This is a genomic window from Pseudomonas sp. GW456-L12 (genome assembly GCF_059424045.1).
The window spans coordinates 20,835-46,150 of record NZ_JBWKZA010000004.1 but is presented as its reverse complement, the minus strand read 5'-3'; the positions used below and the strand labels follow the sequence as shown (position 1 = coordinate 46,150).

General features: G+C 64.3%; 27 protein-coding genes. 9 read left to right on the top strand and 18 right to left on the bottom strand.

Translation table 11 applies throughout. The features are described from left to right. Window positions 1-203: 203 nt before the first annotated feature. From AC07Y9_RS06495 to AC07Y9_RS06480, 4 genes are all read right to left on the bottom strand, one after another. The gene (locus AC07Y9_RS06495; protein WP_102678297.1) at window positions 204-878 is read right to left on the bottom strand and encodes an urease accessory protein UreF; all 675 of its coding nucleotides are present in this window, start codon (window positions 876-878) and stop codon (window positions 204-206) included. Continuing rightward, complete coding sequence (gene ureE / locus AC07Y9_RS06490; protein ID WP_102678296.1) at window positions 875-1,375, bottom strand: urease accessory protein UreE; 501 nt, start codon at window positions 1,373-1,375, stop codon at window positions 875-877. Before ureE ends, AC07Y9_RS06495 begins: the two co-directional genes overlap by 4 nt. 268 nt (window positions 1,376-1,643) lie before the next feature. Next, complete coding sequence (locus AC07Y9_RS06485; RefSeq protein WP_007925240.1) at window positions 1,644-2,276, bottom strand: TetR family transcriptional regulator; 633 nt, start codon at window positions 2,274-2,276, stop codon at window positions 1,644-1,646. A 238-nt stretch (window positions 2,277-2,514) separates the two neighbouring features. Next, on the bottom strand, window positions 2,515-2,979 hold the full coding sequence (locus tag AC07Y9_RS06480) for a hypothetical protein (protein WP_102690441.1): 465 nt from the start codon (window positions 2,977-2,979) through the stop codon (window positions 2,515-2,517). Between the two features lie 388 nt (window positions 2,980-3,367). Here AC07Y9_RS06480 and AC07Y9_RS06475 point away from each other — a divergent pair, with 388 nt between their 5' ends. After that, window positions 3,368-5,443: an AsmA family protein gene (locus tag AC07Y9_RS06475; RefSeq protein WP_102678294.1), complete on the top strand. Its 2,076-nt coding sequence runs from the start codon at window positions 3,368-3,370 to the stop codon at window positions 5,441-5,443. Window positions 5,444-5,564: 121 nt separating this feature from the next. Here AC07Y9_RS06475 and AC07Y9_RS06470 read toward each other — a convergent pair whose 3' ends face one another. Beyond that, window positions 5,565-6,476, bottom strand: coding sequence for a LysR substrate-binding domain-containing protein (locus AC07Y9_RS06470; protein WP_102678293.1), 912 nt, complete (start codon window positions 6,474-6,476; stop codon window positions 5,565-5,567). 143 nt (window positions 6,477-6,619) lie between these two features. Between AC07Y9_RS06470 and AC07Y9_RS06465 the strand changes: the two genes are divergently transcribed. From AC07Y9_RS06465 to AC07Y9_RS06455, 3 genes are all read left to right on the top strand, one after another. Then, complete coding sequence (locus AC07Y9_RS06465; protein WP_087089947.1) at window positions 6,620-7,258, top strand: FMN-dependent NADH-azoreductase; 639 nt, start codon at window positions 6,620-6,622, stop codon at window positions 7,256-7,258. A 9-nt stretch (window positions 7,259-7,267) separates the two neighbouring features. Further along, the gene (locus AC07Y9_RS06460) at window positions 7,268-7,573 is read left to right on the top strand and encodes a DMT family transporter (RefSeq protein WP_007932767.1); all 306 of its coding nucleotides are present in this window, start codon (window positions 7,268-7,270) and stop codon (window positions 7,571-7,573) included. Between the two features lie 136 nt (window positions 7,574-7,709). After that, the gene (locus AC07Y9_RS06455; protein ID WP_053259454.1) at window positions 7,710-8,600 is read left to right on the top strand and encodes an esterase/lipase family protein; all 891 of its coding nucleotides are present in this window, start codon (window positions 7,710-7,712) and stop codon (window positions 8,598-8,600) included. A 59-nt stretch (window positions 8,601-8,659) separates the two neighbouring features. Here AC07Y9_RS06455 and AC07Y9_RS06450 read toward each other — a convergent pair whose 3' ends face one another. Beyond that, window positions 8,660-9,547 carry a DMT family transporter gene (locus tag AC07Y9_RS06450; protein WP_102678292.1) on the bottom strand — a complete coding sequence of 296 codons (888 nt, stop codon included), beginning with the start codon at window positions 9,545-9,547 and terminating at the stop codon, window positions 8,660-8,662. Between the two features lie 96 nt (window positions 9,548-9,643). On the opposite strand from AC07Y9_RS06450, the gene AC07Y9_RS06445 reads away from it, so the two are divergent. The 3 genes from AC07Y9_RS06445 (at window position 9,644) to AC07Y9_RS06435 (ending at window position 11,968) form a co-directional block, all read left to right on the top strand. Then, window positions 9,644-10,432 carry an AraC family transcriptional regulator gene (locus tag AC07Y9_RS06445; protein WP_085533667.1) on the top strand — a complete coding sequence of 263 codons (789 nt, stop codon included), beginning with the start codon at window positions 9,644-9,646 and terminating at the stop codon, window positions 10,430-10,432. Window positions 10,433-10,503: 71 nt separating this feature from the next. Next, entirely contained in the window at window positions 10,504-10,794 is a 291-nt protein-coding gene (locus tag AC07Y9_RS06440; protein ID WP_007932771.1) for a PsiF family protein, read from the top strand. 163 nt (window positions 10,795-10,957) lie between these two features. Beyond that, window positions 10,958-11,968, top strand: coding sequence for an AI-2E family transporter (locus tag AC07Y9_RS06435; RefSeq protein ID WP_009041944.1), 1,011 nt, complete (start codon window positions 10,958-10,960; stop codon window positions 11,966-11,968). 110 nt (window positions 11,969-12,078) lie between these two features. On the opposite strand, the gene AC07Y9_RS06430 is transcribed toward AC07Y9_RS06435, so the two are convergent. Continuing rightward, on the bottom strand, window positions 12,079-13,344 hold the full coding sequence (locus AC07Y9_RS06430) for an Hsp70 family protein (RefSeq protein ID WP_009041945.1): 1,266 nt from the start codon (window positions 13,342-13,344) through the stop codon (window positions 12,079-12,081). 299 nt (window positions 13,345-13,643) lie between these two features. Here AC07Y9_RS06430 and AC07Y9_RS06425 point away from each other — a divergent pair, with 299 nt between their 5' ends. Both AC07Y9_RS06425 and AC07Y9_RS06420 read left to right on the top strand, forming a co-directional pair. Further along, window positions 13,644-14,582 carry a DnaJ C-terminal domain-containing protein gene (locus AC07Y9_RS06425; protein ID WP_053259456.1) on the top strand — a complete coding sequence of 313 codons (939 nt, stop codon included), beginning with the start codon at window positions 13,644-13,646 and terminating at the stop codon, window positions 14,580-14,582. Between the two features lie 40 nt (window positions 14,583-14,622). Further along, window positions 14,623-14,925: a chaperone modulator CbpM gene (locus AC07Y9_RS06420; protein WP_007923674.1), complete on the top strand. Its 303-nt coding sequence runs from the start codon at window positions 14,623-14,625 to the stop codon at window positions 14,923-14,925. 181 nt (window positions 14,926-15,106) lie between these two features. Here AC07Y9_RS06420 and AC07Y9_RS06415 read toward each other — a convergent pair whose 3' ends face one another. The 11 genes from AC07Y9_RS06415 to urtB all read right to left on the bottom strand — a co-directional run bounded on the left by AC07Y9_RS06415 (window position 15,107) and on the right by urtB (window position 25,206). Continuing rightward, the gene (locus AC07Y9_RS06415) at window positions 15,107-16,243 is read right to left on the bottom strand and encodes a sensor histidine kinase (RefSeq protein ID WP_102678291.1); all 1,137 of its coding nucleotides are present in this window, start codon (window positions 16,241-16,243) and stop codon (window positions 15,107-15,109) included. A gap of 154 nt (window positions 16,244-16,397) precedes the next feature. Next, entirely contained in the window at window positions 16,398-18,098 is a 1,701-nt protein-coding gene (gene ureC / locus AC07Y9_RS06410; RefSeq protein WP_101336702.1) for an urease subunit alpha, read from the bottom strand. Window positions 18,099-18,239: 141 nt separating this feature from the next. After that, on the bottom strand, window positions 18,240-18,548 hold the full coding sequence (locus AC07Y9_RS06405; protein ID WP_009041950.1) for an urease subunit beta: 309 nt from the start codon (window positions 18,546-18,548) through the stop codon (window positions 18,240-18,242). Then, the gene (locus AC07Y9_RS06400; RefSeq protein ID WP_009041951.1) at window positions 18,545-19,078 is read right to left on the bottom strand and encodes a GNAT family N-acetyltransferase; all 534 of its coding nucleotides are present in this window, start codon (window positions 19,076-19,078) and stop codon (window positions 18,545-18,547) included. Before AC07Y9_RS06400 ends, AC07Y9_RS06405 begins: the two co-directional genes overlap by 4 nt. A 6-nt stretch (window positions 19,079-19,084) precedes the next feature. After that, a complete protein-coding gene (locus tag AC07Y9_RS06395) occupies window positions 19,085-19,618 on the bottom strand; it encodes a GNAT family N-acetyltransferase (protein ID WP_102678290.1) in 534 nt (177 codons plus the stop codon). Between the two features lie 8 nt (window positions 19,619-19,626). Continuing rightward, window positions 19,627-19,929 (bottom strand): urease subunit gamma, encoded by a 303-nt coding sequence (gene ureA, locus AC07Y9_RS06390; protein ID WP_007927275.1) that lies wholly within the window; start codon window positions 19,927-19,929, stop codon window positions 19,627-19,629. A 130-nt stretch (window positions 19,930-20,059) separates the two neighbouring features. Then, window positions 20,060-20,899 carry an urease accessory protein UreD gene (locus tag AC07Y9_RS06385; RefSeq protein ID WP_102678289.1) on the bottom strand — a complete coding sequence of 280 codons (840 nt, stop codon included), beginning with the start codon at window positions 20,897-20,899 and terminating at the stop codon, window positions 20,060-20,062. A gap of 42 nt (window positions 20,900-20,941) precedes the next feature. Further along, window positions 20,942-21,640, bottom strand: coding sequence for an urea ABC transporter ATP-binding subunit UrtE (urtE, locus tag AC07Y9_RS06380; protein WP_007932913.1), 699 nt, complete (start codon window positions 21,638-21,640; stop codon window positions 20,942-20,944). A gap of 133 nt (window positions 21,641-21,773) precedes the next feature. Further along, window positions 21,774-22,634: an urea ABC transporter ATP-binding protein UrtD gene (gene urtD, locus AC07Y9_RS06375; protein WP_007932912.1), complete on the bottom strand. Its 861-nt coding sequence runs from the start codon at window positions 22,632-22,634 to the stop codon at window positions 21,774-21,776. Further along, the gene (gene urtC, locus AC07Y9_RS06370; protein WP_102678288.1) at window positions 22,631-23,710 is read right to left on the bottom strand and encodes an urea ABC transporter permease subunit UrtC; all 1,080 of its coding nucleotides are present in this window, start codon (window positions 23,708-23,710) and stop codon (window positions 22,631-22,633) included. The genes urtD and urtC overlap by 4 nt, the downstream gene beginning before the upstream one ends. Beyond that, window positions 23,710-25,206, bottom strand: coding sequence for an urea ABC transporter permease subunit UrtB (urtB, locus tag AC07Y9_RS06365; protein WP_102678287.1), 1,497 nt, complete (start codon window positions 25,204-25,206; stop codon window positions 23,710-23,712). The genes urtC and urtB overlap by 1 nt, the downstream gene beginning before the upstream one ends. Window positions 25,207-25,316 lie beyond the last annotated feature (110 nt).

The following is a 25,316-nucleotide window of genomic DNA, read 5'->3' as shown; positions in this document are numbered from 1 at the left end:
AAGGCACCAAGTAAAAGGCGCCAAACTAAAAGCACCTAGGCTCTGTACGAAAAGTGGCTGCGCGCTGGGCGCCTTCGGCGCTACGCGGGCCATGCTGCGTTAAAAACAGGCTCGGAATGCTCATTTAGGCCCCTAAACTCCGCTTCCTCGCCTGTTTTTTTTTGCCTTGCCTGACCTTCGCTCGCCGACTTTTCGTACAGACCCTAGGAACGGAACAGGCGGCTGTACTGGCGCTCATGGGCCATGCACGCCAGGGACAGGCCGAAGGCGGCGCTGCCGTAATGTTCGGGGTCGAGGTTCGAGGCATTGCGCTGGGCCTCTTGCAGCAACGGCAACAGTTCGCTGGTCAGGCGCTGAGCAGCCTGCTGGCCCAGGGGCAGGGTTTTCATCAGCACCGCCAGCTGGTTTTCCAGCCAGCTCCACAGCCAGGCGGCCAGGGCGTCCTGCGGGCTGATCCGCCAGGCCCGCGCGGCCAGGGCCCAGCCCAGGGCCAGGTGCGGCTCGGCGATCTGCGCGAGAAAGGCGCGGGCCGGCGGATCCAGCTCCGGCAGGCCATTGAGCAACTGTTGCAGGGAATAGCCCATTTGCCGGCTTTCCTGGTGCAGCTCGCGGGTTTCGCGGCTGGCGCGATGTTCCTGGCACAGCTGCAGCAATTGCGCCCAGTCCTCGTCCGCGGCCGCCTGACAATGAGCCAGCAACAACGGTGCTTCGAAGCGCGCCAGGTTGAGCAGCAACTGGTCGCCGATCCAGCGTCGGGCGCTGTGCGGGTCGTTGACCCTGGCCTGTTCCACGGCCATTTCCAGGCCCTGGGAATAGCTGTAGCCGCCAATCGGCAGTTGTGGGCTGGCCAGGCGCAGCAGGGCCCAGGCCGGATTCATGGGCGCACGCCGAACTGGTGCAACCGCGGCGCGTAGTTGAAGTCCTCGTCGCCGTGGCGGGAATGATGATGGCCGCCGCCGTAGGCGCCGTGTTCCGGCTGGAACGGCGCCTCGATGGTTTCGGTATTGGCGCTGAGCTGTTCGAGCATGGCCTTGAGCACATAGTCGTCGAGCAGGCGCAGCCAGCCATCGCCGACTTGCAGGGCGACGTGGCGGTTGCCCAGGTGGTAGGCGGCGCGGGTCAGTTCGAAGGCATTGCGGCAGGTGACATGCAACAGGGTTTCCGGACGCGCGCAAACCCGCACGATCCGGCCGTCTTCGGCTTGCAGGCATTCGCCGTCGTGCAGCGGCGACTGGCCACGCTCCAGAAACAGCCCGACGTCCTCACCGTCGGCACTAAAACAGCGCAAGCGGCTTTTGCTGCGGGCTTCGAAGGTCAGGTGCAACTCGGCGGACCAGTCGGGTTGCGGCGCGATTCTGCGATGAATCACCAGCATTGGAAGGTTTCCAGCTATGAGCGATGCAGGGTGTAGAGCAAGTGCCTTGCCAATCGCCCGGTCTGATCGGAAACGGGTGGAAAGCGCCTGAAAATGGGGCAGGCTTCTGTTTTATTTTGTTACAAATTCAGGGTGTGCGCTGATTTATAGCACTGACTTGGTGCGCTGTGCTGTTTTTTGATGCGCGGCGAAGCGCCGCTCTGGCGCGAGCCATGGCGGGCAGATGAGGCGGTGGAGGAGGTTGTGCGGTTGAGCGCAGCGGCGGGGGTTATTCGGTGCTGCCCAGCCCTTGCCAATGCTTGAGGCCGATAAAGATGAAACGCAGCTGCTGGGTGATTTTCGCCTGGGGCGTGAGGTGCTCGGGCAGGGCTTGCGCAGGCGGATCGATGATGTCCGGCAAGGTGGCGAACACGCTTTTGACGATCAGGTCGGCCATCACCGTCAAGTCGGCGATGTTCAGGTGTTGCAGTTTGGGCATCAGGGTCAGGTCGGCCGCCAGGTCGGCGCTGATGTTTTCCCGCAGGTTGGCGATCGCCTGGCGCACCGGCAGCGAACCGCCGTACTGCTCGCGGGCGAGGAACAGGAACTGCGAGCGGTTGGCTGCCACTACATCGAGGAAGATCCGTACCGAGGCATCGATGATGCCGCCCATGACAAATTCGTTATGGCGCACCAGGCGGATGGTTTCGCGGAAGGTCTGGCCGACTTCGCTGACCAGTACCAGGCCGAGTTGGTCCATATCGTCGAAATGCCGGTAGAAACCGGTCGGCACTATGCCGGCGGTTTTCGCCACTTCGCGCAGGCTCAGGCTGCCGAATCCGCGGCCGCATTCCATCAGGTGGCGGGCAGCGTCCATCAGAGCGTTGCGAGTCTGTTGTTTCTGTTCGGCGCGGGGCAGCATCGGCGGGCTGGTTTTCTGATCAAGAGAGCGGCGCACTCTAGCAAATCAACTTTGCCGGCGTCGAACCTGGTGGGGGCGGTGGGTTGAAGGCGAGACCTGGATCGGAGCGGTGGACGCAGAAAAAAACGGCGCGGCTCAGGAAAAAACAAAGCCCGATCCAGGGACCGGGCTTTTCTGTAGAGGCATCATAGGCTTGACTCACAGCTGGGTTGCGTTAGGCCAAACGGTCGTTGCCGTCTTAAACCAGACCTTTCTCTTCCAGGCGATCACGGCCGCCTTCGGCTACAGCCTGGCCCAGGGGAGTGCGATCGAAGCCGTCTTCAGCCAGGGTCTGGCCTTGTGGGGTACGGTCGCTACCGTCGGAAGCCAGGGTTTGGCCTTGTGGAGTGCGGTCGCTGCCGTCAGAGGCCAGGGTCTGACCTTGTGGGGTTCGGTCGCTACCGTCGGAAGCCAGGGTCTGACCTTGTGGGGTTCGGTCGCTACCGTCGGAAGCCAGGGTTTGGCCTTGTGGGGTACGGTCGCTACCGTCGGAAGCCAGGGTCTGACCTTGTGGGGTACGGTCGCTGCCATCGGAAGCCAGGGTCTGGGTGAATACCGAGGTGCTGGCTTTGGCTTGTGGGGTAGCCTGTTCAGCGGCTGGCAGGGCGAAAGCATTGGCTGCCAGGATCGAGAGGGTCAGGCTAAGCAGTAATTGGCGTTTCATGATGGGTTGCTCCTTGGGAGGGCGATAAAGTGGGTACGGAGCCAATGTTACGCGCGCAAAATCGATATAAAAGTTCATAAAGACAATGGTAATAATCAACAGAATTGATTGTTCTGCCCGAGGGCTCTAGAACGGGCGTTTCCGAAGAAGGGTTTTGCACCGGGGTGGGTATTTTCGACCCATCTGCGCCTCGCAAAAGTGCGGCGGCGGTAACGCCAAGCTGGCGCTTCGGTCAGGAAAATCCGTGCTTTTGTGTCTGATTCGCGGCTTTGGGTTAAACCTGCGGGCCGTTTGTCAGTCCTAGTTTTCATGACCGGTGGATTTCAACCCCGGCAGTTCACAGGGGCGTCGTTATCCCGGCGCCCTTCAGTAGTCAGGAGCCCTGTGCATGACGCGCACTCGTAAAATTCTCGCCTGGACAGTCGGTAGCCTTTTCCTGCTGCTGGCCGTGCTGGTACTGATCATCGCGTTCTTCGATTGGAACCGGATCAAGCCGCCACTCAATGCCAAAGTCTCCGAAGAACTGCATCGCCCCTTCGCCATCAACGGCAACCTGGCGGTGATCTGGCAGCGCGAGCCCGACGAAGGCGGCTGGCGGGCCTGGGTGCCGTGGCCGCATGTGGTGGCCGAAGACCTGACCCTGGGCAACCCCGACTGGTCCAAGGCGCCGCAGATGGTCAGCCTCAAGCGCGTCGAGTTGCGCATTTCACCCCTGGCATTGCTGGCGCAGCGCGTACGCATTCCGCGTATCGACCTCACCGAGCCGAACGCGGCCCTCGAACGCCTGGCCGACGGCCGCGCCAACTGGACCTTTCAGTTCGACCCGAAAGACCCGAATGCCGAGCCCTCCAACTGGGTGGTGGACATCGGCGCCATCGGCTTCGACAAAGGCCATGTCACCCTCAATGACCAAAGCCTGAAAACCCGCCTCGACCTGCTGATCGACCCGTTGGGCAAGCCGATTCCGTTCAGCGACATCGTCGGCGACAAGGCAGCGAAGAAAGCCGAAGAGAAAGGCGCAGCTCCCCAGTCCTATGCCTTTGCCTTCAAGGCCAAGGGGCAATATCACGGCCAGGCGCTCGCCGGCTCCGGCAAGATCGGCGGCTTGCTGGCGCTGCAGGACGCGAGCAAGCCATTTCCGCTGCAGGTCCAGGCAACGATCGGCGATACCCGTGTCGAACTGGCCGGCACCCTGACCGACCCGCTCAACCTCGGCGCCCTGGATCTGCGCATGAAGCTCGCCGGCACCAGCCTGGGCAACCTGTACCCGCTGACTGGCGTGACCCTGCCGGACTCGCCGGCCTATGCCACCGATGGCCACCTGACCGCGCAGTTGCGCGACCCGGCCGGGGCGAAGTTCCAGTACCAGGATTTCAACGGCAAGATCGGCGACAGCGACATTCACGGCAACCTGACCTATGTCGCCAGCCAGCCGCGGCCCAAGCTGACCGGCGCGCTGGTGTCCAATCAGTTGCTGTTCAGCGATCTGGCGCCGCTGATCGGCGCCGACTCCAACGCCGAGCAGAAGGCCCGGGGCGGCGACAGCAAGCAGCCGGCGGACAAGGTGTTGCCGGTGGAAGAGTTCCGCACCGAGCGCTGGCGCGACATGGACGCCGATGTCGAGTTCACCGGCAAGCGCATCGTCCACAGCGCCGATTTGCCCTTCAGCGACCTGTACACCCACCTGGTGCTCGACGACGGGCGCCTGAGCCTGGAGCCGCTGCGTTTCGGCGTGGCCGGCGGCAAGCTGGATGCGCAGATTCGCCTCAACGGCCAGGCCACGCCGCTGGAAGGCCGGGCCAAGCTGACCGCGCGCAACTTCAAGCTCAAGCAGCTGTTCCCGACCTTCGAGCCGATGAAAACCAGCTTCGGCGAACTCAATGGCGATGCCGATATCGCCGGGCGCGGCAATTCGGTGGCGGCCCTGCTCGGCAGCGCCAATGGCGAGCTGAAGATGCTGATCAACGACGGCGCCATCAGCCGCAGCCTGATGGAGATCGCCGGGCTCAACGTCGGCAACTATGTGATCGGCAAGATGTTTGGCGACAAGGAAGTGAAGATCAATTGCGCCGCCGCCGACTTCGGCATCAAGACCGGCCTGGCCACCAGCCGCCTGTTCGTGTTCGATACCGAGAACGCGATCGTCTACATCGACGGCACCGCGAACATGGCCAGCGAGCAACTGGACCTGACCATCACCCCGGAATCCAAGGGCCTGCGTCTGTTCTCCCTGCGCTCGCCGCTCTATGTGCAAGGCAAGTTCATCAAGCCGGAGGCTGGGGTCAAGGCCGTGCCGCTGATGTTGCGCGGCGCGGGCATGGTGGCGCTGGGGGTGATCGCCGGGCCGGCGGCCGGGTTGCTGGCGCTGGTGGCACCGAGCGGCGGCGAGCCGAACCAGTGCGCGCCGCTACTCGAGCAGATGCGTTCGGGCAAGGCGCCGGTGGCGGTCAAGCCGACGCGTTAAGCTCACGCGCCTTTCGCGTCTGTAGGGGCGAAGCTTGTTCGCGAAGAATCCGACGCGGTGCATCTGCATAACCGCGGCGCGTCTTTCGCGGGCAAGCCTCGCTCCTACCCGTTCAAGGGCATTAGCCGGCGACGAGCATTGGATGCCCGGCTGCCTGGGCTTCTTCGCGCAACCACTGGAAAAACGCTCGCACCGGCGGATGCCGTTCGCGCCCGGGTACGCACAAGGCGCTGTAGCCCGCGCCGTCGACATGGAACTCCGGGCGATACGGCAGCAACAGGCCGCTGGCCACGCTTTCCGACACCAGGATATTGCTGGCCAGCACCAGGCCCTGGCCGGCAATGGCCGCCTGCAGGGCGTAGTGTTCCTCGTCGTATTCGCGAATCACCGGGCGGCCCTGCATCCAGCTTTCCTGCGCCTTGTCGCACCAGGCCTCCCAGCCATGGGCGTAGAGCTTGGAGTTGTGCCAGCGCACGCTGATCAGCGTCGGCGTCTGTTGGCGAGCCAGGGTTACCTGCTCCGGCGAGCCGTAGACCGCGAAGCATTCGTCGAACAGGCACAGCCCATAGAGATTCGGGTAGTCGTCCAGGCTGTAGCGGATCACCAGGTCGACGCTCGCATCCTGTTGCAGGTCGATGACCTCGCAGTTGGTGTCCAGGCGCAGGTTGATGTTCGGGTGCCGGGCATAAAAACGCCCCAGGCGCGGCACCAGCCACAGCGCGGCGAAGGCCGGCGTGGTGGAGATCATCAGGTTCGCGCCGCTGCGTTGCGGGCGCAGGCTGTCGACGCTCTGCGCCACTTCCAGCAAGGCGCCGTGCAGGCTGTGGAACAGCCGTTCGCCGCATTCGGTCAGGCGAACCTGGCGCGGCAGGCGCTGGAACAGCGGCACGCCCAGCCAGCTTTCCAGGGAGCGGATCTGGTGGGAAATCGCCGTGGGCGTAACCGACAGTTCCTCGGCGGCAGCCTTGAAGCTCAGGAGCCGGGACGCCGATTCGAAGGCGCGCAGGGCGGTCAGCGGCAGGTTGGCAAACATACTGGGTCACCTTATGGGTGAAATGGATTCATCCTGATCAACTATTGCTCATTTGTTCCATAGGGCCTGCATCAATAGCTTTATTCCTCGCCCAGGAAGGCTTTTTACGGTCTTCCAGAATGATCCAGGATGAGGAATGACAGATGAGCAGAATTCTAGCAGTACATGGCAGCCCCCGTGGCGAACGCTCCCATTCGCGGCGGCTGACGGAGCGCTTTCTCCAGGCCTGGCTCGAGGCCCATCCCCAGGGCAAATTGACCCGCCGGGAAGTCGGTCGCGCTTCGCTGCCCCACGTCAGCGAAGCCTTTGTCGCCGCGGCGTTTTATCCCGAACCCCAGGCACGACCCTTGTCGATGCAGGCCGACCTGGCCCTGAGCGACGAGCTGGTGACGGAGTTGCTGGAACATGAACTGCTGGTGATCTCGGCGCCGATGTACAACTTCAGCGTGCCCAGCGGCCTCAAGGCCTGGGTCGACCAGATCGTGCGCCTGGGCCTGACCTTCAATACCGTCCAGGACAACGGTGTCGCCCAGTACGAGCCGCTGGTGCGGGGCAAGAAAGCGCTGATCGTCACCAGTCGCGGCGGCTTCGGCTTCGGCCCGGGCGGCGAACTGGAGGCCATGAACCATGCCGACCCATGGTTGCGCACGGCGCTGGGCTTTATCGGTATCGACGACGTCACGGTGGTCGCGGCCGAAGGCGAGGAATCGGCCGAGCGCACGTTCCAGGTGTCCTGCGCCGAAGCCGAGCAGCGCCTGCTGGCACTGGCGCGAACCTTCTGAGGAGGCGACATGGCCTGGCTGTTCTTGCTGATCGCCGCCGCCTTCGAAGTCACCTTCGCCATGGGCATGAAGTACGCCGAGGGGTTCACCCGGTTGTGGCCGTCGCTGCTGACGGTGGTGGCCGCGCTGGGCGGCATCTACTTCCTGACCCTGGCGATGCGTGAACTGCCGGTGAGCATCGCCTACCCGATCTGGACCGCCATCGGCTCCCTGGGCACGGTGTTCCTCGGTTTCGCCTTGCTGGGGGAGAGCCTGACGCTGGTCAAGCTGCTGTCGGTGGGGCTGATCGTGGCCGGGGTGGTGGGGCTGAAGTAGAAGGGATGGAGCCCGGGGAATGTCATACAGTGGTCGTGAAGCTGTCATCTTGGCTGTCGATGCTCTTGGCTGCTGTCCTGCATCCAGCCTTGGGCGCCGCGGTCCCTGATACAAGTCCGATCACAAGGATGTTCCCATGTCCCAAGAGCTTGCCACGCGTTACCCGCTGGTCCTGGTCCCCGGCATGCTGGGGTTTATCCGGCTGGTGCTGTACTCCTACTGGTTCGGCATCGAGTCGGCGTTGCGCCGCGGCGGGGCCACGGTGATTGCCGTGCAGGTCTCGCCGCTGCACTCCACGGAGGTGCGCGGCGAGCAATTGCTGGCGCGGATCGAGGAGATCCGCCGCGAAACCGGCGCGGACAAGGTCAACCTGATCGGCCATAGCCAGGGCTCGCTCACCGCCCGCTATGCCGCGGCCAAACGGCCGGACTGGGTGGCCTCGGTAACCTCGGTGGCCGGGCCCAATCATGGCTCGGAGCTGGCCGACTACATCGAGCGCCACCATTCCATCGACACCCTGCGCGGGCGTGTGCTGAGTTTTATCCTGCGGGTGATTGCCGTGCTGATGAGCTGGCTCGACACCGGCTATCGCGGGCCGAAGCTGCCGGCGGATATCCATGCCTCGCACCGCTCGCTGACCAGCGAGGGCGTGGCGCTGTTCAACCGCCAGTATCCCCAGGGCCTGCCGGACACCTGGGGCGGGCAGGGGCCGGAAGAGGTCAACGGGGTGCGCTACTACTCCTGGTCCGGCACCTTGCAGCCGGGCAAGACCAATCGCGGGCGCAACCTGTTCGACGGCACCAACCGCACTTGCCGGCTGTTCGCCAGGACCTTTGTCCGCGAGGCCGGGCAATGCGATGGTATGGTCGGCCGCTACAGCTCGCACCTGGGCACGGTGATTGGCGACGATTACCCCCTGGACCACTTCGATATCGTCAACCAGTCGCTGGGGCTGGTGGGCAAGGGCGCCGAGCCGATCCGGCTGTTCGTCGAGCATGCGCAGCGGTTGAAGGCGGCGGGGGTATAGCCAGAGAGGGATGTGGTGGTCTTGAGATGTATCGCGAGCACGCTCGCGATGACGATCTGTCAGGCGGCGCTGGCCTTGCGCCCCAGCGCGGTGGTCCAGCGTTCCGACAGAATCACCCCGCCCAGGGTCAGCACCCCACCCACCAGGTGATACAACGCCAGCTGTTCATGCAGCACCACGGCGGCAATCAGCGCGGTGATCAGCGGCAGCAGGTTGAAGAACAGCGTGGTGCGGCTCGGTCCCAGGCGTACCACCGCCTGCATCCAGGCCAGCGGCGCGAGCATCGAGGCCAGCAGGCAGGCATAGAGCACCAGGGGAATGTTGTGCAGGGTCAGGCCGGTTTTCGGCGAGGCCAGAAACAGCGGGAACAGCACCACCACGGCCACCACCACCTGCAGGTACAGCAGCACCAGCGGTGGCAGGCGCAGCTGCCATTTTTTCAGCAGGGTGCTGTAGATCGCGTAGGCCAGGGTGGCGATCAGCATCATCGCGTCGCCCAGGTTCACCCCCTGTTCCAGCAGCACGTCGAGGCTGCCGGACGACACCACCACCAGCACCCCGGCAAACGACAACACGGCACCGGCCAGGGCGCCGGCCGTCAGGCGCTGGCCGAGGCTGGCGATGGCCATGGCCAGCGACATCAGCGGCATCAGCGAGAGGATGATGCCCATGTTGGTGGCCGAGGTCAGGGTCGCGGCGAAGTAGGCCAGGCTCTGATACACCGCCATGCCCAGCACGCCGAGGATGAAGATCTTGCCCAGGTTCGGGCGGATCACCGCCCAATGGGCGACCACTGCCTTGAGCATGAAGGGCGTGAACAACAGGCCGGCCAGCAGCCAGCGATAGAAACCGATCTCCGCGGGGAAGATCGCCCCGACCGCCAGTTTGTTGATGACGGTATTGCCGGCCCAGATAAAGACGGCCAGTAACGGATAAGCGTATTGCATGAGGAAAACCAGAACGTTGATGAAGGGTGATTATCCCTCTGTCTGGATCAAGGCCTATACTTCGATCCAGACAACCCGCCCCTGAATCCGGACAGCATGAGCAAAAAACACATCGACCTGCTGCCCTTCAGCGGTCTGCCGGCGCCGGTGTACTTCCGCTATGCCGATTTCGACGCCCACAGCCATGCGCTGGAACATCGCCACCCCTGGGGCTGCCTGGAATATTCGGCCCATGGCGTGATGCACATGGAGATCGCCGGCCAGCGCTTTATGTCGCCGCCACAGTACGCCATCTGGATTCCGCCGGGCACCGAGCATAGTTTCTACAGCCCGCAACCGATCGTGTACCGCGCCGTGTGCCTGGCCCCGCAGTTGTGCCAGGCGCTGCCGCAGCAGGCCTGTACCCTGGCCATCAGCGATATCCTCAAGGCGATCCTCAAGGACTTCGCCGCGCGCGATGTGCAGATCCCCGAGCAGGAAGCGGACAGCCGCCTGGCCCAAGTGATGCTCGATCAGTTACAGCAGGCGCCGGTGCATGACGGTTACCTGCCGTATGCCAGCAGCCCGGCCTTGCTCGGTGTGCTGGAAGCGTTGCAGGCCGCCCCGGGGGATAACCGCGCGCTGGCCGATTGGGCGCGGCAGATCCATGTCAGCGAACGCACCCTGGCCCGGCAATTCGTGCGCGAGCTGGGCATGAGTTTCGGCGAATGGCGCCAGCGCCTGCGCTTCCTGGCGTCCATCGAGGCGCTGGACAGCGCGCGCAGTGTCCAGGAGGTGGCGTTCGACATGGGCTACAGCAGCGCCTCGGCATTTATCGCGATGTTCCAGCGCCAGGCCGGTTGCACCCCCGAGCAGTACCGGCGCACCAGCCTACAGAACAGGTGAACCTGTAACAGGGTTTGTCTACACTGCGCTGGAGGCCGCGCCCGTCGGTGCGGTAACAAGGAGAAAACTCCATGAAGATGCTGCGTATCCCTTTGTTGATGGTCGGTCTGCTGCTCTGTTCCCAAGGCTTTGCCGCCACCGCCCAGCAGAACAAGATGACCACTTGCAACGCCGACGCCACCGCGAAAGCCCTCAAGGGCGATGAACGCAAAGCCTTTATGAGCACCTGCCTGAAAGCCACCCCGGCTGCCGCGGCAACCCCGCAGGAACGGATGAAGACCTGCAACGCCGACGCCACTGCCAAAGCCCTCAAGGGCGATGAGCGCAAGACCTTCATGAGCACGTGCCTGAAGAAGCAATAACCTTCTCCCTCGCAGGCGCGAGCTTGTTCACGGTCCGGTCGCGGCGGTTTGCCTGACACACCCTGTATCGTTGATCGCCAGCAAACCCGCGCCTGTCGGCCTCGCATCGCCAGTGCAACGCTGGCAGACTGCCAATCCTTTCACGCTGTTTGTTTGAGGCTGTATGCCAACGTTTTCTCAGCGTCATCTGTTGTTGTTCAGTTGGGTGATCATCTTCGGCGGCCTGTTGCTGGTAATCCCGTTGCGGCTATTACCGAGCTTGCTGGCGGGCCTGCTGGTGTTCGAACTGGTCAATATGCTCACCCCGCAACTGCAACGGCTGATCGAAGGTCGGCGGGCGCGCTGGTTGGCGGTGGCCCTGCTCGGCACCCTGGTGGTCAGCGTGCTGACGCTGCTGTTCGCCGGCGCCATCAGCTTCCTGCTGCACGAAGCGGAGAACCCGGGGGCTTCCCTGGACAAATTCATGACGGTGGTGGACAAGGCACGCGGCCAGCTGCCGCCGTTCCTCGACTCCTATCTGCCGGCCAGCGCGGCGGAGTTCCAGGTGGCCATCGGCGCCTGGGCCAGCAAGCACCTGAGCGAGCTGCAACTGGTGGGCAAGGACGCGGCGCACATGTTCGTGACCTTGCTGATCGGCATGGTGCTGGGGGCGATCATCGCCTTGCAGCGCGTGCCCGACCTGACCAAGCGCAAGCCACTGGCGGCCGCGCTGTTCGACCGCCTGCACCTGCTGGTCCAGGCCTTTCGCAACATCGTGTTCGCGCAGATCAAGATTTCCCTGCTCAACACCTTCTTCACCGGGATCTTCCTCGCGCTGATCCTGCCGATGTTCGGGGTCAAGCTGCCGCTGACCAAGACCCTGATCGTGCTGACCTTCCTGCTGGGGCTGTTGCCGGTGATCGGCAACCTGATCTCCAACACCCTGATCACCATCGTCGGCATGTCGCTGTCGATCTGGGTGGCCGCGGCGGCGCTGGGCTACCTGATCTTTATCCACAAGCTGGAATACTTCCTCAACGCGCGGATCGTCGGCGGGCAGATCAGTGCCAAGTCCTGGGAATTGCTGTTGGCGATGCTGGTGTTCGAGGCGGCGTTCGGCCTGCCGGGGGTGGTGGCCGGGCCGATCTACTACGCGTACCTGAAGAGTGAATTGAAGCAGGCGGGGTTGGTTTAAAAGCAGCTGCAAGCTTCAAGCTTCAAGCTTCAAGCTTCAAGCTGCAAGTTTGAGGCAGATAAGGCTTCTGCTTTTACTTGCGGCTTGTAGCTTGCAACTTGCCGCTGCTTTTATCCGTACCGTTTCTTCGCTTCGATCGCCAGGCCGCTGCCGATGCTGCCGAAGATGTTGCCTTCGACGTGGCGGGCGTTAGGCAGCATGTCCGCGACGCTCTGGCGCAGGGCCGGGATGCCGCTGGAACCGCCGGTGAAGAACACCGTATCGACCTGGCCGACGCCGACATTGGCATCGCCCAGCAGTTGCGTGACGCTGCCGCGGATGCGCTCCAGCAGGCTGTCGATGGACGACTCGAACAGCGCCCGGCTCAGGTCCACGCTCAGGCCGGCCTCGATACGGTCCAGGGGCACCACGCGGTTGTCGGCGTGGGTCAGCTGGATCTTGGTCTCTTCCACCTCCATGGCCAGCCAGTGCCCGGCGCGCTGCTCGATCAGCTTGAACAGGCGGTCGATGCCGCCGGTGTCTTCGATGTCGTAGCGCATGCTGCCCAGGGCCAGCTGGGACTTCTGCGAGTACACCGAGTTGATGGTGTGCCAGGTCGCCAGGTTCATGTGGGTGCTGGTGGGCATGTAGGCGCCGCTCTTCATCCGGCTGCCGTAGCCGAACAGCGGCATCAGGCCCTGCAAGCTCAACTGTTTGTCGAAGTCGGTGCCGCCGATGTGCACGCCGCCGGTGGCGAGGATGTCCTCGTGGCGGTTGTCCAGGCCACGGCGCTCGGGCGACAGGCGCACCAGGGAGAAGTCGGAGGTACCACCGCCGATGTCGACGATCAGCACCAGCTCTTCGCGCTCGATGGTCGACTCGTAGTCGAAGGCCGCGGCGATCGGTTCGTACTGGAAGGAGACTTCCTTGAAGCCCAGCTTGCGCGCCACTTCCACCAGGGTGTCCTGGGCCTCCTGGTCGGCGGCGGCATCGTCATCGACGAAAAACACCGGGCGGCCCAGCACCACTTCCTCGAACTCCCGGCCGGCAGCGGCTTCGGCGCGGCTCTTGAGCTGGCCGATGAACAGGCCCAGCAGGTCCTTGAACGGCATCGCCGTGCCCAGCACGCTGGTGTCGTGCTTGATCAGCTTGGAACCCAGCAGGCTTTTCAGCGAGCGCATCAGCCGGCCTTCGTAGCCTTCCAGGTATTCGTGCAGCGCCAGGCGGCCATACACCGGACGGCGTTCTTCGATGTTGAAGAAGACCACCGACGGTAGGGTGATCTTGTCGTCCTCCAGCGCAATCAGCGTTTCCATGCCGGGGCGCAGCCAGCCGACCGTGGAGTTGGACGTGCCGAAGTCGATACCGCAGGCACGGGCCGCAGATGCGTTTTTCATGTCTTTCGAGTTCCGGTTGGAAAAAACGGCCGCGCAGTGTATGCCAGTCGTTCGCAGAATCGAAGGCCGACTATCCGCTAAATCGAAACCCGCAAGCCTTGAAAGACTATTCTTCACCCCAAACTTGCAGGCATGGGCCGGGCAGCCATCGGGCGGTCGCAAGAACCGCCGCCAGCTGCCGATAAACTTCTGCTGCGCCGCGTGAGTCACAGTATTGAGATCGATCAGCCTTGACGCTGTTCAAGAGTGCATGCTGTACGTCCCGCCGCGCCACATTGATAACGGATGGTGATCCTTAGATGGACTTCAAAGACTATTACAAGATTCTCGGGGTGGAGCCGACGGCGGACGACAAGGCGATCAAGGCCGCCTACCGCAAGCTGGCGCGCAAATACCACCCGGATGTCAGCAAGGAAAAAGACGCCGAAGCCAAGTTCAAGGACGCGTCGGAAGCCTACGAAGCGCTGAAAAGCGCGGACAAGCGGGCCGAATACGACGACCTGCGGCGTTATGGCCAGCACGGCCAGCCGTTCCAGGGCCCACCGGGCTGGAAGGGCCGCGCGGATGCCGGCGGTTTCGGCGATGGCGGGGATTTTTCGGACTTCTTCAGTTCGATCTTCGGCAACCGCGGGCCGGGTTTCGGCGGTGGACAATCGCGCAGCGCCGGGCGCAGGGGGCAAGACGTGGAAATGGAATTACCGATCTTCCTGGAAGAGACCCTGTCGGCCGAGTCGAAGAAGGTCAGCTTCAAGGTGCCGCAGTACAACGCTGCCGGCCAGCACGTCAGCAACACCAGCAAGAGCCTGAACGTGAAGATCCCGGCCGGCGTCACCGACGGCGAGCGTATCCGCCTCAAGGGCCAGGGCGCGCCGGGTGTCGGTGGCGGGGCCAATGGCGACCTGTACCTGACCATTCGTTTCGCGCCCCATCCGAAGTTCGATATCGAGGGCGAGAACCTGATCATCACCTTGCCGCTGGCCCCTTGGGAGCTGGCGCTGGGGACCGAGGTCGCGGTGCCGACCCTGACCGGCAAGATCAACCTCAAGGTGCCGGCCGGCAGCCAGAACGGCCAACGCATGCGCGCCAAGGGCCATGGCCTGCTGAACAAGGCCGGGCATCGCGGTTATCTGTTCGTGCAGCTCAAGGCCGTGATGCCCAAGGCTTCCGGCGACGACGTCAAGGCGCTGTGGCAGGAGCTGGCGAAAAAGGCCGCCTTCAATCCGCGGGAGCATTTCTGATCTGCAACCCATTCTGATCTGAAACAAGGAGTCGCTAACCATGAGCACCCTGATCGTTCAGCTGGATATGGAAGAGTTCTGCGAGGTGGCCGATCTGCCGGCCGCCTATGTGATGGAAATCGTCGAGCACGGGATCCTCGATCCCCATGGCTCGGCGCCACGGGACTGGCGTTTCACTGATTACGAACTGGCGGTCGCCAAGCGCGCCGCCAAGTTGCGGCGTGATCTGGAGCTGGAGTGGGAAGGCGTCGCCCTGGCGCTGGAACTGCTCGACGAAGTCCGCGAATTGCGCACTGAAAACCAGATGCTCAAGCAGCGCCTGGGGCGTCTGCTCAGCGAGTGACGAGCGTCTGTAGGCGCTGCCGAGCTCGCGAGGCTGCGTTCGAGGACGGAGTCCTCGCAAAACCTGTATTAGCGGTTTACCTGAAGGAAAGCAGTGCCTGGTTCACGACCGCTTCGCGGTCGAGCGCAGCCTCGCAGGCTCGGCAGCGGCTACAGGGATGTCGGCCGTTTGCTCTCTACGACTACTCGGCGTGGGACACCCGCGGCAGGGTCACGGTGAAGGTGGTGCCATCGGCTTCGCTGGAGCTGACCTCGATGCTGCCCTGGTGGGCGGTGACCACTTCCTTGACGATGAACAGGCCCAGGCCGAGGCTGGTGGAGGAGCTGCCGAGTTCTTCGTTGGCGCTGCGTACCAGCGGATCGAAGAGGGTACTCAAGGCTTCCTTGGGGATCGGCGGGCCGTAGTTGTGGATGGTCAGCAGCACCTGCTCGGCGCCGCCGGTGAGGGTGACGGTCACGGTGTGGTTATTGCTGCCATGCTGCAGGGCGTTGCCGATCAGGTTCTGCAGCATCTGCTCGATGCGCCCGCGATCCCAGATGCCATGGCTGTCGCCATGGAAGTTCAGCGCCGGCGTGCAGTCCGGCCAGCCGGCGCAGGCTTCGTCCATGGCCGCCTTGGCGGCACTGGCCATGTCCATGGGCGCGGGCTCGATGGGCAGGCTGCTGCCCAGGCGGCTGCGGACGAACTCCAGCAGGTCGCCGACCATCGTCGCCATGTGCCGGGAGCTGCTCTTGATCCGCGACACGTAGGCCAGCGCATCGGCGTCCAGCGCGACTTTGCGCGCCAGCATCTCGGTGGACATGCTCACCGCCTGCAAGGGGGTACGCAGGTCGTGGCCGAGAATCGCCAGGAAGATGTCCCGCGAACGGTTGACCTGTTCGGCATAGGCCGCGGTGGACTCGGCCAACGCTTCGTCTATGGCCTCGTTGAAACGGATCATGTCCTGGAAATAGGCCAGTTCCGGCGACTCCAGGCTGGCGACCCAGAGGCGGATCACGCAGGCGCGCAGGTGGCGGAATTCCGAGGTCATCTGCACCAGGTCGAAGCCCACGTTGTGCCGCAATTCGCCATGGCTGGCGGCGGCTTCGTCGAGGCTCGGGGTCTTTTCCGGGCCTTCGCCCCGCGCCTTGGCGGCCTGTTCGCTGGCGGTCTGGGCAGTGCGCATGTCGCGAGCGGCGGCCAGCAGGATGGACTTGGCGTGGTCGCGCAATTGCAGGCGGGTCAGGGAGTCGGTATCGGGGGCAATGGATCGGGCGAACCGCTCCCACTCATCAACGATGCGATCAACCTGTTGCACGATGAAATCGGGTAGACGCATGGCCGGGAACCTTGTCAGGCAGCAGAGTGAGGACGGCCTGTCGAATTCTAGTCGCGATTGAGCCGTTCAACACGGTAAGACGTCCGGCTTTGCTGACCGTTGGGCGGCCCGGATGGGCGCCCGTTGGATCCAGGTTTCTAGAACAGCCAGCTTTCTAGAACAGGAAGTAGCGCTGCGCCATCGGCAACACCTCCGCCGGTTCGCACCAGAGCAGCACGCCGTCGGCCTTGACCTGATAGGTCTGCGGGTCGACCTCGATATCCGGCAGGTAGTCGTTGTGGATCAGGTCGCTCTTTTGCACGTCGCGGCAGCCCTTGACCACCGCGATCTGCTTTTTCAGCCCCAGTTGCTGCGGCACCCCGGCCGCCAGCGCGGCCTGGCTGATAAAGGTCAGGCTGGTGGCGTGCCGGCTGCCGCCGTAGCTTGCGAACATCGGCCGGTAATGCACCGGCTGCGGGGTCGGGATCGAGGCGTTGGCGTCGCCCATCAGGCTGGCGGCGATGGCCCCGCCCTTGAGGATCAATGTCGGCTTGACCCCGAAGAACGCCGGGCGCCAGAGCACCAGGTCGGCCCATTTGCCGATTTCGATGGAGCCCACTTCGTGGCTGATGCCGTGGGTGATCGCCGGGTTGATCGTGTATTTGGCGATGTAGCGCTTGACCCGGAAGTTGCTGTTACCGGCGCCGTCGCCCGGCAGCGGGCCGCGCTGGCGGTGCATCTTGTCGGCGGTCTGCCAGGTGCGGGTGATGACCTCGCCGACCCGGCCCATGGCCTGGCTGTCGGAGCTGATCATCGAGAAGGCGCCCAGGTCGTGGAGGATGTCTTCGGCGGCGATGGTCTCGCGGCGGATGCGGCTTTCGGCGAAGGCCACGTCCTCGGCGATGCTCGGGTCGAGGTGGTGGCAGACCATCAACATGTCCAGGTGTTCGTCGATGGTGTTGCGGGTGAACGGCCGGGTCGGGTTGGTCGAGCTCGGCAGCACGTTGGGCAAACCACAGGCCTTGATGATGTCCGGGGCGTGGCCGCCGCCGGCGCCTTCGGTGTGATAGGTGTGGATGGTGCGGCCCTTGAAGGCGCCGAGGGTGGTTTCGACGAAGCCCGACTCGTTGAGGGTGTCGGTGTGGATCGCCACCTGCACGTCGTACTGGTCGGCGACGCTCAGGCAGTTGTCGATGCTGGCCGGGGTGGTACCCCAGTCTTCGTGGAGCTTGAGGCCAATGGCCCCGGCCTTGACCTGTTCGATCAAGGGTTCCGGCAGGCTGGCGTTGCCCTTGCCGGTGAAGCCGATGTTCATCGGGAACGCGTCCGCCGCCTGGAGCATGCGCGCCATGTGCCACGGTCCCGAGGTGCAGGTGGTGGCGTTGGTGCCGGTGGCCGGCCCGGTGCCGCCGCCGATCATGGTAGTGACGCCGCTCATCAGCGCCTCTTCGATCTGCTGCGGGCAGATGAAGTGGATATGGGTGTCGATGCCGCCGGCGGTGAGGATCATGCCCTCGCCGGCAATGACTTCGGTGCTGGCGCCGACGGCGATGGTCACGTCGGGCTGGATGTCCGGGTTGCCGGCCTTGCCGATGGCGGCGATACGCCCATCCTTGAGGCCGACGTCGGCCTTGACGATGCCCCAGTGATCGATGATCAGCGCGTTGGTGATCAAGGTGTCGACCACCTCGGCCGCCAGCAGCTGACCCTGGCCCATGCCGTCGCGGATCACCTTGCCGCCGCCGAACTTCACTTCTTCGCCGTAGGTGGTGAAGTCCTTCTCGACTTCGATCCACAGCTCGGTGTCGGCCAGGCGCACCTTGTCACCGACGGTGGGGCCGAACATGTCGGCGTAGGCTTGGCGGGAAATCTTCATTGCACCTTCCTAAGAATTGAGTCGGGCACCTGTAGCCGCTGCCGAAGGCTGCGCTAAGGGCCGAAGGACCTTCGTTCGCTTTGAAATGCTGGGGCCGCTGCGCAGCCATCGCAGCCTGCGGCAGCGGCTACCGGGATTGCATCAGTCCAGGTCGCCCATGACCCGCCCGGCAAACCCGAACACCCGGCGATGCCCGGCCAGGTCCACCAGTTCCACCTCGCGGGTCTGCCCCGGCTCGAAGCGCACGGCGGTGCCGGCCGGGATGTTCAGGCGCATGCCACGGCTGGCGGCGCGGTCGAAGGTCAGGGCGTCGTTGGTTTCGAAAAAGTGATAGTGCGAGCCCACCTGGATCGGCCGGTCGCCGCTGTTGGCGACGCTCAGGCTGAGGGTGCGGCGGCCGGCGTTGAGTTCGATGTCGCCGGGCTGGATCTGGTATTGGCCTGGAATCATACGGGTTGCCCCAGAGTCTTGAAGTAAATGGCGGTCGGGCTGTAGGTGCCGTCCGGGCTTTGGCAGTAGTTCGGCAGTTCGCCGACGCGGGTGTAGCCCAGGGCGCTGTAGAAGGCTTCGGCGTCCGAGCCGGCCTGGGTGTCCAGGTACAGCAGGCCGCGCTTGTGCTGGCGCGCCGCCTGTTCCACGGCGTGCATCAACTGCTGGCCCATGCCACGGCGGCGGGCGTCGTGGCGCACCTGCAGCTTCTGTACCTCGGCGCGATTGAGGCCGTTGGGCTTCTGGCACAGCGCCAGTTGCACGCTGGCCAGGACCCGCTCGTCCTGCACCACCACCCACAGCAGCAGGCTGCCGTCGGCCACGCTGGCCTGGACGCTGTTGACGTAGGCGCGGGCCTGTTCCTCGTCGAGGTCGGCCATGAAACCGACCGAGGCGCCGTGGCCCACGGCGTCGAACAACAGATCAATCAACCCCTGGCGATAGTGGGCAAAGCTCTCCGCATGGACTCGACGCAGTTGGGCGGCGTTCATCGGGTATCACTCCTTGTGGATGGTGGGCGGTGGCGCCCCCGGATCGAGGGTCAGCTGCATGAACGTCAGGTCCAGCCAGCGCCCGAACTTGGTGCCCACTTGCGGCATCTGTCCGGTGGTGACGAAGCCCAGGCGTTCGTGCAGGCGGATCGAGGCAGCATTGCCGCTTTCGATGGCCGCGACCATCACGTGCTTGTCGCAGCTTTTGGCGCGTTCGATCAGCGCTTGCATCAGGCGCGGGCCGAGGCCGTTGCCGCGCTGGTCGTTGCGCACATAGACCGAGTGCTCGACGGTATGGCGGAAGCCGTCGAAGGGCCGCCAGTCGCCGAACGAGGCATAGCCGAGCACGCTTTCGTCGGCGCCGACCGCCACCAGGATCGGATAACCCTGGGCCTGGCGGGCGCTGAACCAGGCCTGGCGATTGCCCAGGTCCACGGCCTGTTCGTTCCAGATCGCCGTGGTGTTGAGTACGGCGTCGTTATAGATATCGCGGATCGCCGGCAGGTCGGCATGCACGGCATCGCGGATGGAGTACGTCATGGGCGGCCTCAGGCGATCGGTTGGTGGACGGTGACCAGCTTGGTGCCGTCGGGGAAAGTCGCTTCCACCTGGATTTCCGGAATCATCTCCGGGATGCCTTCCATTACTTGTTCGCGGGTCAGCAGGGTGGTGCCGTAGTGCATCAGCTCGGCCACGGTCTGGCCGTCGCGGGCGCCTTCAAGCAGCGCCGCGGAGATGTAGGCCATGGCTTCCGGGTAATTGAGCTTCACGCCACGGGCCAGGCGCCGTTCGGCCACCAGGCCGGCGGTGAAGATCAGCAGTTTGTCTTTTTCGCGTGGGGTCAGGTCCATCGTTCAAAATCCGTTGTTGTAGGAGCGAGCTTGCTCGCGAAAAGTCTTGACGATAATGCGTACTGCCTGAAGGAATGCGGTGACTTGGCGTTTTTCGCGAGCAAGCTCGCTCCTACAGGGGCGTGGATATTCATGTGTTCCAGATCCTCGGCGGCAGCGCCTCGCGCCCCAGCAGGGCCGGGCGCAACAGGCGCCACAGGTCGATCAGCCAGGCGCGGGCCAGCAGCGCTTCGCTGGCCAGGCAGCGGGCCACCAGCAGGCCGGGCAGTTGTGTCAGGTCGCCGCGCACGGCATGAGGCAGCGAACGGCAACGCTCCAGCAGCTGGCTGTCGATTTCGCCGGTGGCCAGCAAGGTGGCGAAGACCGGCTGGCCGTCCAGGCCGATCGGTGAGTCGAGCAAGCCGTCGCCGCCGACAATGCGCTGGCGTTCGTGCCACAGCAACTGGCCGTCGCGGCGGATGTCCAGGTGCGACTGGAAATGCCCGAGGTCGAAGCGCTCGTCGCTGGCCGGGCGGCCGAGGGCCACCACGTCCCAGTAGAACAGCCGGGCGTCGCCGTGCAGCTCGATACGGGTGCTCAGTTCGGCCTGGGCGGCGCTGAACACGATGGTTTCCTGGGGCAGCCATTCCAGGGTGGCGCCGGCGGCGACGTTCAATTCCAGGGTCTGATAGGCGGGCCCGTTGGCGCGATACCACTTGGCGGCGCCGGGGCTGGTCAGCTGCGCCCAGGCATCGCGGTCGACGCTGGCGCGGATCTGCAGGCGGTCGCCGCCGGCAATCCCGCCGGGCGGATGCACGATGATGTGCTGGCAGACCTCGGGGCCTTCGGCGTACAGGTGTTTCTGCACCCGCAGCGGGCCCTTGTGTCGGCGCTGCACCGGGCGCGTGCTGTCGCCAAAGCGGGCGTAGCCGAGTTCCAGCTCGGCATGCCAGCTGGGGGTGAACACGGCGGTGTGGGCTGGCAGGTTCATGGTTCGTGCTTAATGTCTGGACGTTACAGGCTAGATCGTAACTTAGATGGTAACCAGGCCGCGTACACCCTCGGCTTGCATATTTTCACCGCGGCCCTGCTGGACGATTTCGCCCCGGGACATCACCAGATACTGGTCGGCCAGTTCGGCGGCGAAGTCGTAGAACTGCTCCACCAACAGGATCGCCATATCGCCGCGGGCCGCGAGTTTCTTGATCACCGCGCCGATTTCCTTGATCACCGACGGCTGGATGCCCTCGGTGGGCTCGTCGAGGATCAACAGCCGTGGCCGGCTGGCCAGGGCCCGGCCGATGGCCAGCTGCTGTTGCTGGCCGCCGGACAGGTCGCCGCCGCGCCGCTGTTTCATTTGCAGCAGCACCGGGAACAGCTCGTAGATGAAGGCTGGCACTTCCTTGGCCTCTTTCGCGCCAAAACGGGAAAGCCCCATCAACAGGTTTTCTTCCACGGTCAGGCGGCCGAAGATCTCCCGGCCCTGGGGCACGTAGGCGATGCCGGCATGCACCCGTTGATGGGGCTTGTAGGCGGTGATGGCCTGGCCTTCCCAGTTCACGGTGCCTTCCTTGGCCGGCAGCAGGCCCATCAGGCACTTGAGCAGGGTGGTCTTGCCCACCCCGTTACGTCCGAGCAAGCAGGTGACTTCACCGACCTTCGCCTCGAAGCTCAGGCCGCGCAGGATGTGGCTACCGCCGTAGTACTGGTGCAGCTTGTCGACTTGCAGCATGTCTGGTTTTTCCTTCAATTCTGTTTGTAGGAGCGAGCTTGCTCGCGAAGAGCCTGAGAACGGCGCGCTCATCCAGGTAGCGCGCGTTATCGTTGACCTCCATCGCGAGCAAGCTCGCTCCTACAAGGAGCCGTCAGCGGCCGAGATAGACCTCGATCACCCGTTCGTTTTCCTGCACCTGTTCCAGCGACCCTTCGGCCAGCACGCTGCCCTGGTGCAGCACGGTGACGTGGTCGGCGATCGAGCCGACGAAGCCCATGTCGTGCTCCACCACCATCAGCGAATGCTTGCCCGCCAGGCGCTTGAACAGCTCGGCGGTGAATTCGGTCTCGGCATCGGTCATGCCCGCCACCGGTTCGTCGAGCAGCAGCAACTGCGGGTCCTGCATCAACAGCATGCCGATTTCCAGGAACTGCTTCTGGCCGTGGGACAGCAGACCGGCCTGGCGTTCCACCGAGGCGGTCAGGCGAATGGTTTCCAGCACTTCGTCGATGCGGTCTTTCTGCTCGCCGGAGAGTTTCGCCCGCAGGCTGGCCCATACCGACTTGTCGGTGTTCTGCGCCAGCTCCAGGTTTTCGAACACGCTCAGGGCTTCGAACACCGTGGGTTTCTGGAACTTGCGGCCGATGCCGGCCTGGGCGATCTGCACCTCGCTCATCTGCGTCAGGTCCAGGGTTTCGCCGAACCAGGCCTTGCCGTGGGTGGGCCGGGTCTTGCCGGTGATCACGTCCATCAGGGTGGTCTTGCCCGCGCCGTTGGGGCCGATGATGCAGCGCAGCTCGCCGACGCCGATGTACAGGTTGAGGTCGTTGAGCGCCTTGAAGCCATCGAAGCTGACGCTGATGTCTTCCAGGGTCAGGATGGTGCCGTGGCGGGTGTTCAGGCCCTTGCCGGCGGCCTGGCCGAGGCCGATGGCGTCGCGGCTGGCGCCTGCATCCTTGTTGGCATCGAGGATAGGTTCGAGCATGAATTCGGCCGTCGGTGTGATTCTCATGATTCGCCCCTTTTCTTCAGCAAGCCGATGATGCCTTTGGGCAAATACAGGGTGACGATGATGAAGAGCGCCCCAAGGAAGAACAGCCAGTATTCCGGGAAGGCCACGGTGAACCAGCTCTTCATGCCGTTGACCACGCCGGCGCCGAGCAGTGGGCCGATCAGCGTGCCGCGACCGCCCAGGGCGACCCACACGGCGGCCTCGATGGAGTTGGTCGGCGACATTTCACTGGGGTTGATGATGCCCACTTGCGGCACGTACAACGCCCCCGCCAGGCCGCAGAGCACCGCGCTCAGCACCCAGACGAACAGCTTGAAGCCGCGTGGGTCGTAGCCGCAGAACATCAGGCGGTTTTCCGCGTCCCGCAGCGCGGTCAGCACCCGGCCGAACTTGCTCCGGGCCAGGCGCCAGCCGATATACAGGCTGGCCACCAGCAACAGCACGGTGGCCAGGAACAGCACTGCGCGGGTCCCGGGCTCGGTGATGCCGAAGCCGAGGATGGTGCGGAAGTTGGTGAAGCCGTTGTTGCCGCCAAACCCGGTCTCGTTGCGAAAGAACAGGAGCATGCCGGCGAAGGTCAGGGCCTGGGTCATGATCGAGAAATACACGCCCTTGATCCGCGAGCGGAAGGCGAAGAAACCGAACACCAGCGCGAGCAAGCCCGGCGCCAGCACCACCAGGCACAGGGCCCAGAGGAAGCTGCCGGTGCCGCTCCAGTACCACGGCAGCTCGGTCCACGAGAGGAAGGTCATGAACGCCGGCAGGCTGTCCCCCGCGGCCTGGCGCATCAGGTACATGCCCATGGCGTAGCCGCCGAGGGCGAAGAACAGGCCATGACCCAGGGACAGCAGCCCGGCATAACCCCAGACCAGGTCCAGGGCCAGGGCGACGATGGCGTAGCAGAGGATCTTGCCCACCAGGGTCAAGGTGTAGGCCGAGACGTGCAGCGGGTTGTCCGGCGCCAGCAGCGAGAGCAGCGGCAGGGCCAGCAGCACCGCCAGGATCAGCGCGCCGACGGCGACGCAAACCTTGGGGCCGGCCTTCTGGCTGGCGGTAATGAGCAATGGTTGATTCATCAGTCGATCACCCGTCCTTTCAATGCGAAGAGGCCTTGCGGACGTTTCTGGATAAACAGAATGATCAGCGCGAGGATCAGGATCTTGCCGAGCACGGCGCCGATCTGGGGTTCGAGAATCTTGTTGGCTACCCCCAGGCCGAACGCGGCGAACACGCTACCGGCCAACTGGCCGACGCCGCCGAGCACCACCACCAGGAACGAGTCGATGATGTAGCTCTGGCCCAGGTCCGGGCCGACGTTGCCGATCTGGCTCAGGGCCACGCCACCGATGCCGGCGATGCCGGAGCCGAGGCCGAAGGCGAGCATGTCCACCCGTCCTGTCGGTACGCCGCAGCAGGCGGCCATGTTGCGGTTCTGGGTGACCGCGCGCACGTTCAGGCCCAGGCGGGTCTTGTTCAGCAGCAGCCAAGTGAGTACGACGACAAACAGCGCGAAGGCGATGATCACGATGCGGTTGTAGGGCAGCACCAGGTTGGGCAGCACCTGGATCCCGCCGGACAGCCAGGCCGGGTTCGACACCTCGACGTTCTGCGCGCCGAATACCAGGCGCACCAGCTGGATCAGCATCAGGCTGATGCCCCAGGTGGCGAGCAGGGTTTCCAGCGGCCGGCCGTAGAGATGGCGGATCACCGTGCGTTCCAGGGCCATGCCGATGCCGGCGGTGACAAAGAACGCCACCGGCAGGGCGATCAGCGGGTAGAACTCGATGGCCTGCGGGGCGTAGCGTTGGAACAGCAACTGCACCATGTAGGTGGAGTAGGCGCCGAGCATCAGCATCTCGCCGTGGGCCATGTTGATCACCCCGAGCAGGCCGAAGGTGATCGCCAGGCCCAGGGCCGCCAGCAGCAGGATCGAGCCCAGGGACATGCCGCTGAAGGCCTGGCCGAGCACCTCGCCCACCAGCAGCTTGCGCTTGACCTGGGCCAGGCTGGTTTCGGCGGCGGTGCGCACCCCGGCATCGGCTTCCACGCCGGGTTCGAGCAGGCCTTCGAGGCGGGTGCGGGCCAGCGGGTCGCCGGTTTCACCCAGCAGACGCACCGCGGCCAGGCGCACGGCCGGGTCGCTGTCCACCAGTTGCAGGTTGGCCAGGGCCAGGCTCAGGGCGTCATGTACGCCCTGGTCCTGTTCGGCGGCCAGGCTGGCATCGAGGAATTTCAGCTGCGCCGGCTTGGCGCTTTTCTGCAACTGCTGCGCGGCGGCCAGACGGACTTTTGCGTCGGCGGCGAGCAGTTGATGGCTGGCCATGGCGGTGTCGATCAGACCCCGCAGGCGATTGTTCAGGCGCAAGGTCTTGGCTTGCCCATCGACGGTCAGCTGGCCTTGTTGCAAGGCGCCGAGCAGTTCGAGGCGCGCCGGGTCGGGCTGCGCGGCCCAGCTTTCCAGCAGCCTGGCCTGTTGCGTGGCGTTGGCCGCGACGAAGTCTTCGGCGTCTCCTGCGTGGACGGTGATCGGCAACAGCAGGAGGCAGGCCAGGAGCAGGCGAAAAAGGGACATGGTGACGTCCTTGAATGCGACAGAGGACCCTGTAGGAGCGAAGCTTGCTCGCGATGGCGGCCGTCAGGACGCCAAAAGCTTCGCGGGCAAGCCTCGCTCCTACAGAAGAG

Coding starts and splice junctions, on each gene's coding strand:
- urtB (WP_102678287.1), bottom strand. CDS start 25,206: ATGTCCCTTTTTCGCCTGCTCCTGGCCTGCCTCCTGCTGTTGCCGATC.
- AC07Y9_RS06415 (WP_102678291.1), bottom strand. CDS start 16,243: ATGCGTCTACCCGATTTCATCGTGCAACAGGTTGATCGCATCGTTGAT.
- AC07Y9_RS06430 (WP_009041945.1), bottom strand. CDS start 13,344: ATGAAAAACGCATCTGCGGCCCGTGCCTGCGGTATCGACTTCGGCACG.
- AC07Y9_RS06440 (WP_007932771.1), top strand. CDS start 10,504: ATGAAGATGCTGCGTATCCCTTTGTTGATGGTCGGTCTGCTGCTCTGT.
- AC07Y9_RS06420 (WP_007923674.1), top strand. CDS start 14,623: ATGAGCACCCTGATCGTTCAGCTGGATATGGAAGAGTTCTGCGAGGTG.
- AC07Y9_RS06460 (WP_007932767.1), top strand. CDS start 7,268: ATGGCCTGGCTGTTCTTGCTGATCGCCGCCGCCTTCGAAGTCACCTTC.
- ureC (WP_101336702.1), bottom strand. CDS start 18,098: ATGAAGATTTCCCGCCAAGCCTACGCCGACATGTTCGGCCCCACCGTC.
- AC07Y9_RS06435 (WP_009041944.1), top strand. CDS start 10,958: ATGCCAACGTTTTCTCAGCGTCATCTGTTGTTGTTCAGTTGGGTGATC.
- AC07Y9_RS06400 (WP_009041951.1), bottom strand. CDS start 19,078: ATGAACGCCGCCCAACTGCGTCGAGTCCATGCGGAGAGCTTTGCCCAC.
- AC07Y9_RS06475 (WP_102678294.1), top strand. CDS start 3,368: ATGACGCGCACTCGTAAAATTCTCGCCTGGACAGTCGGTAGCCTTTTC.
- AC07Y9_RS06485 (WP_007925240.1), bottom strand. CDS start 2,276: ATGCTGCCCCGCGCCGAACAGAAACAACAGACTCGCAACGCTCTGATG.
- AC07Y9_RS06450 (WP_102678292.1), bottom strand. CDS start 9,547: ATGCAATACGCTTATCCGTTACTGGCCGTCTTTATCTGGGCCGGCAAT.
- AC07Y9_RS06395 (WP_102678290.1), bottom strand. CDS start 19,618: ATGACGTACTCCATCCGCGATGCCGTGCATGCCGACCTGCCGGCGATC.
- AC07Y9_RS06405 (WP_009041950.1), bottom strand. CDS start 18,548: ATGATTCCAGGCCAATACCAGATCCAGCCCGGCGACATCGAACTCAAC.
- AC07Y9_RS06425 (WP_053259456.1), top strand. CDS start 13,644: ATGGACTTCAAAGACTATTACAAGATTCTCGGGGTGGAGCCGACGGCG.
- AC07Y9_RS06495 (WP_102678297.1), bottom strand. CDS start 878: ATGAATCCGGCCTGGGCCCTGCTGCGCCTGGCCAGCCCACAACTGCCG.
- AC07Y9_RS06385 (WP_102678289.1), bottom strand. CDS start 20,899: ATGAACCTGCCAGCCCACACCGCCGTGTTCACCCCCAGCTGGCATGCC.
- ureA (WP_007927275.1), bottom strand. CDS start 19,929: ATGGACCTGACCCCACGCGAAAAAGACAAACTGCTGATCTTCACCGCC.
- urtC (WP_102678288.1), bottom strand. CDS start 23,710: ATGAATCAACCATTGCTCATTACCGCCAGCCAGAAGGCCGGCCCCAAG.
- AC07Y9_RS06465 (WP_087089947.1), top strand. CDS start 6,620: ATGAGCAGAATTCTAGCAGTACATGGCAGCCCCCGTGGCGAACGCTCC.
- urtE (WP_007932913.1), bottom strand. CDS start 21,640: ATGCTGCAAGTCGACAAGCTGCACCAGTACTACGGCGGTAGCCACATC.
- AC07Y9_RS06455 (WP_053259454.1), top strand. CDS start 7,710: ATGTCCCAAGAGCTTGCCACGCGTTACCCGCTGGTCCTGGTCCCCGGC.
- AC07Y9_RS06470 (WP_102678293.1), bottom strand. CDS start 6,476: ATGTTTGCCAACCTGCCGCTGACCGCCCTGCGCGCCTTCGAATCGGCG.
- urtD (WP_007932912.1), bottom strand. CDS start 22,634: ATGAGAATCACACCGACGGCCGAATTCATGCTCGAACCTATCCTCGAT.
- AC07Y9_RS06445 (WP_085533667.1), top strand. CDS start 9,644: ATGAGCAAAAAACACATCGACCTGCTGCCCTTCAGCGGTCTGCCGGCG.
- AC07Y9_RS06480 (WP_102690441.1), bottom strand. CDS start 2,979: ATGAAACGCCAATTACTGCTTAGCCTGACCCTCTCGATCCTGGCAGCC.
- ureE (WP_102678296.1), bottom strand. CDS start 1,375: ATGCTGGTGATTCATCGCAGAATCGCGCCGCAACCCGACTGGTCCGCC.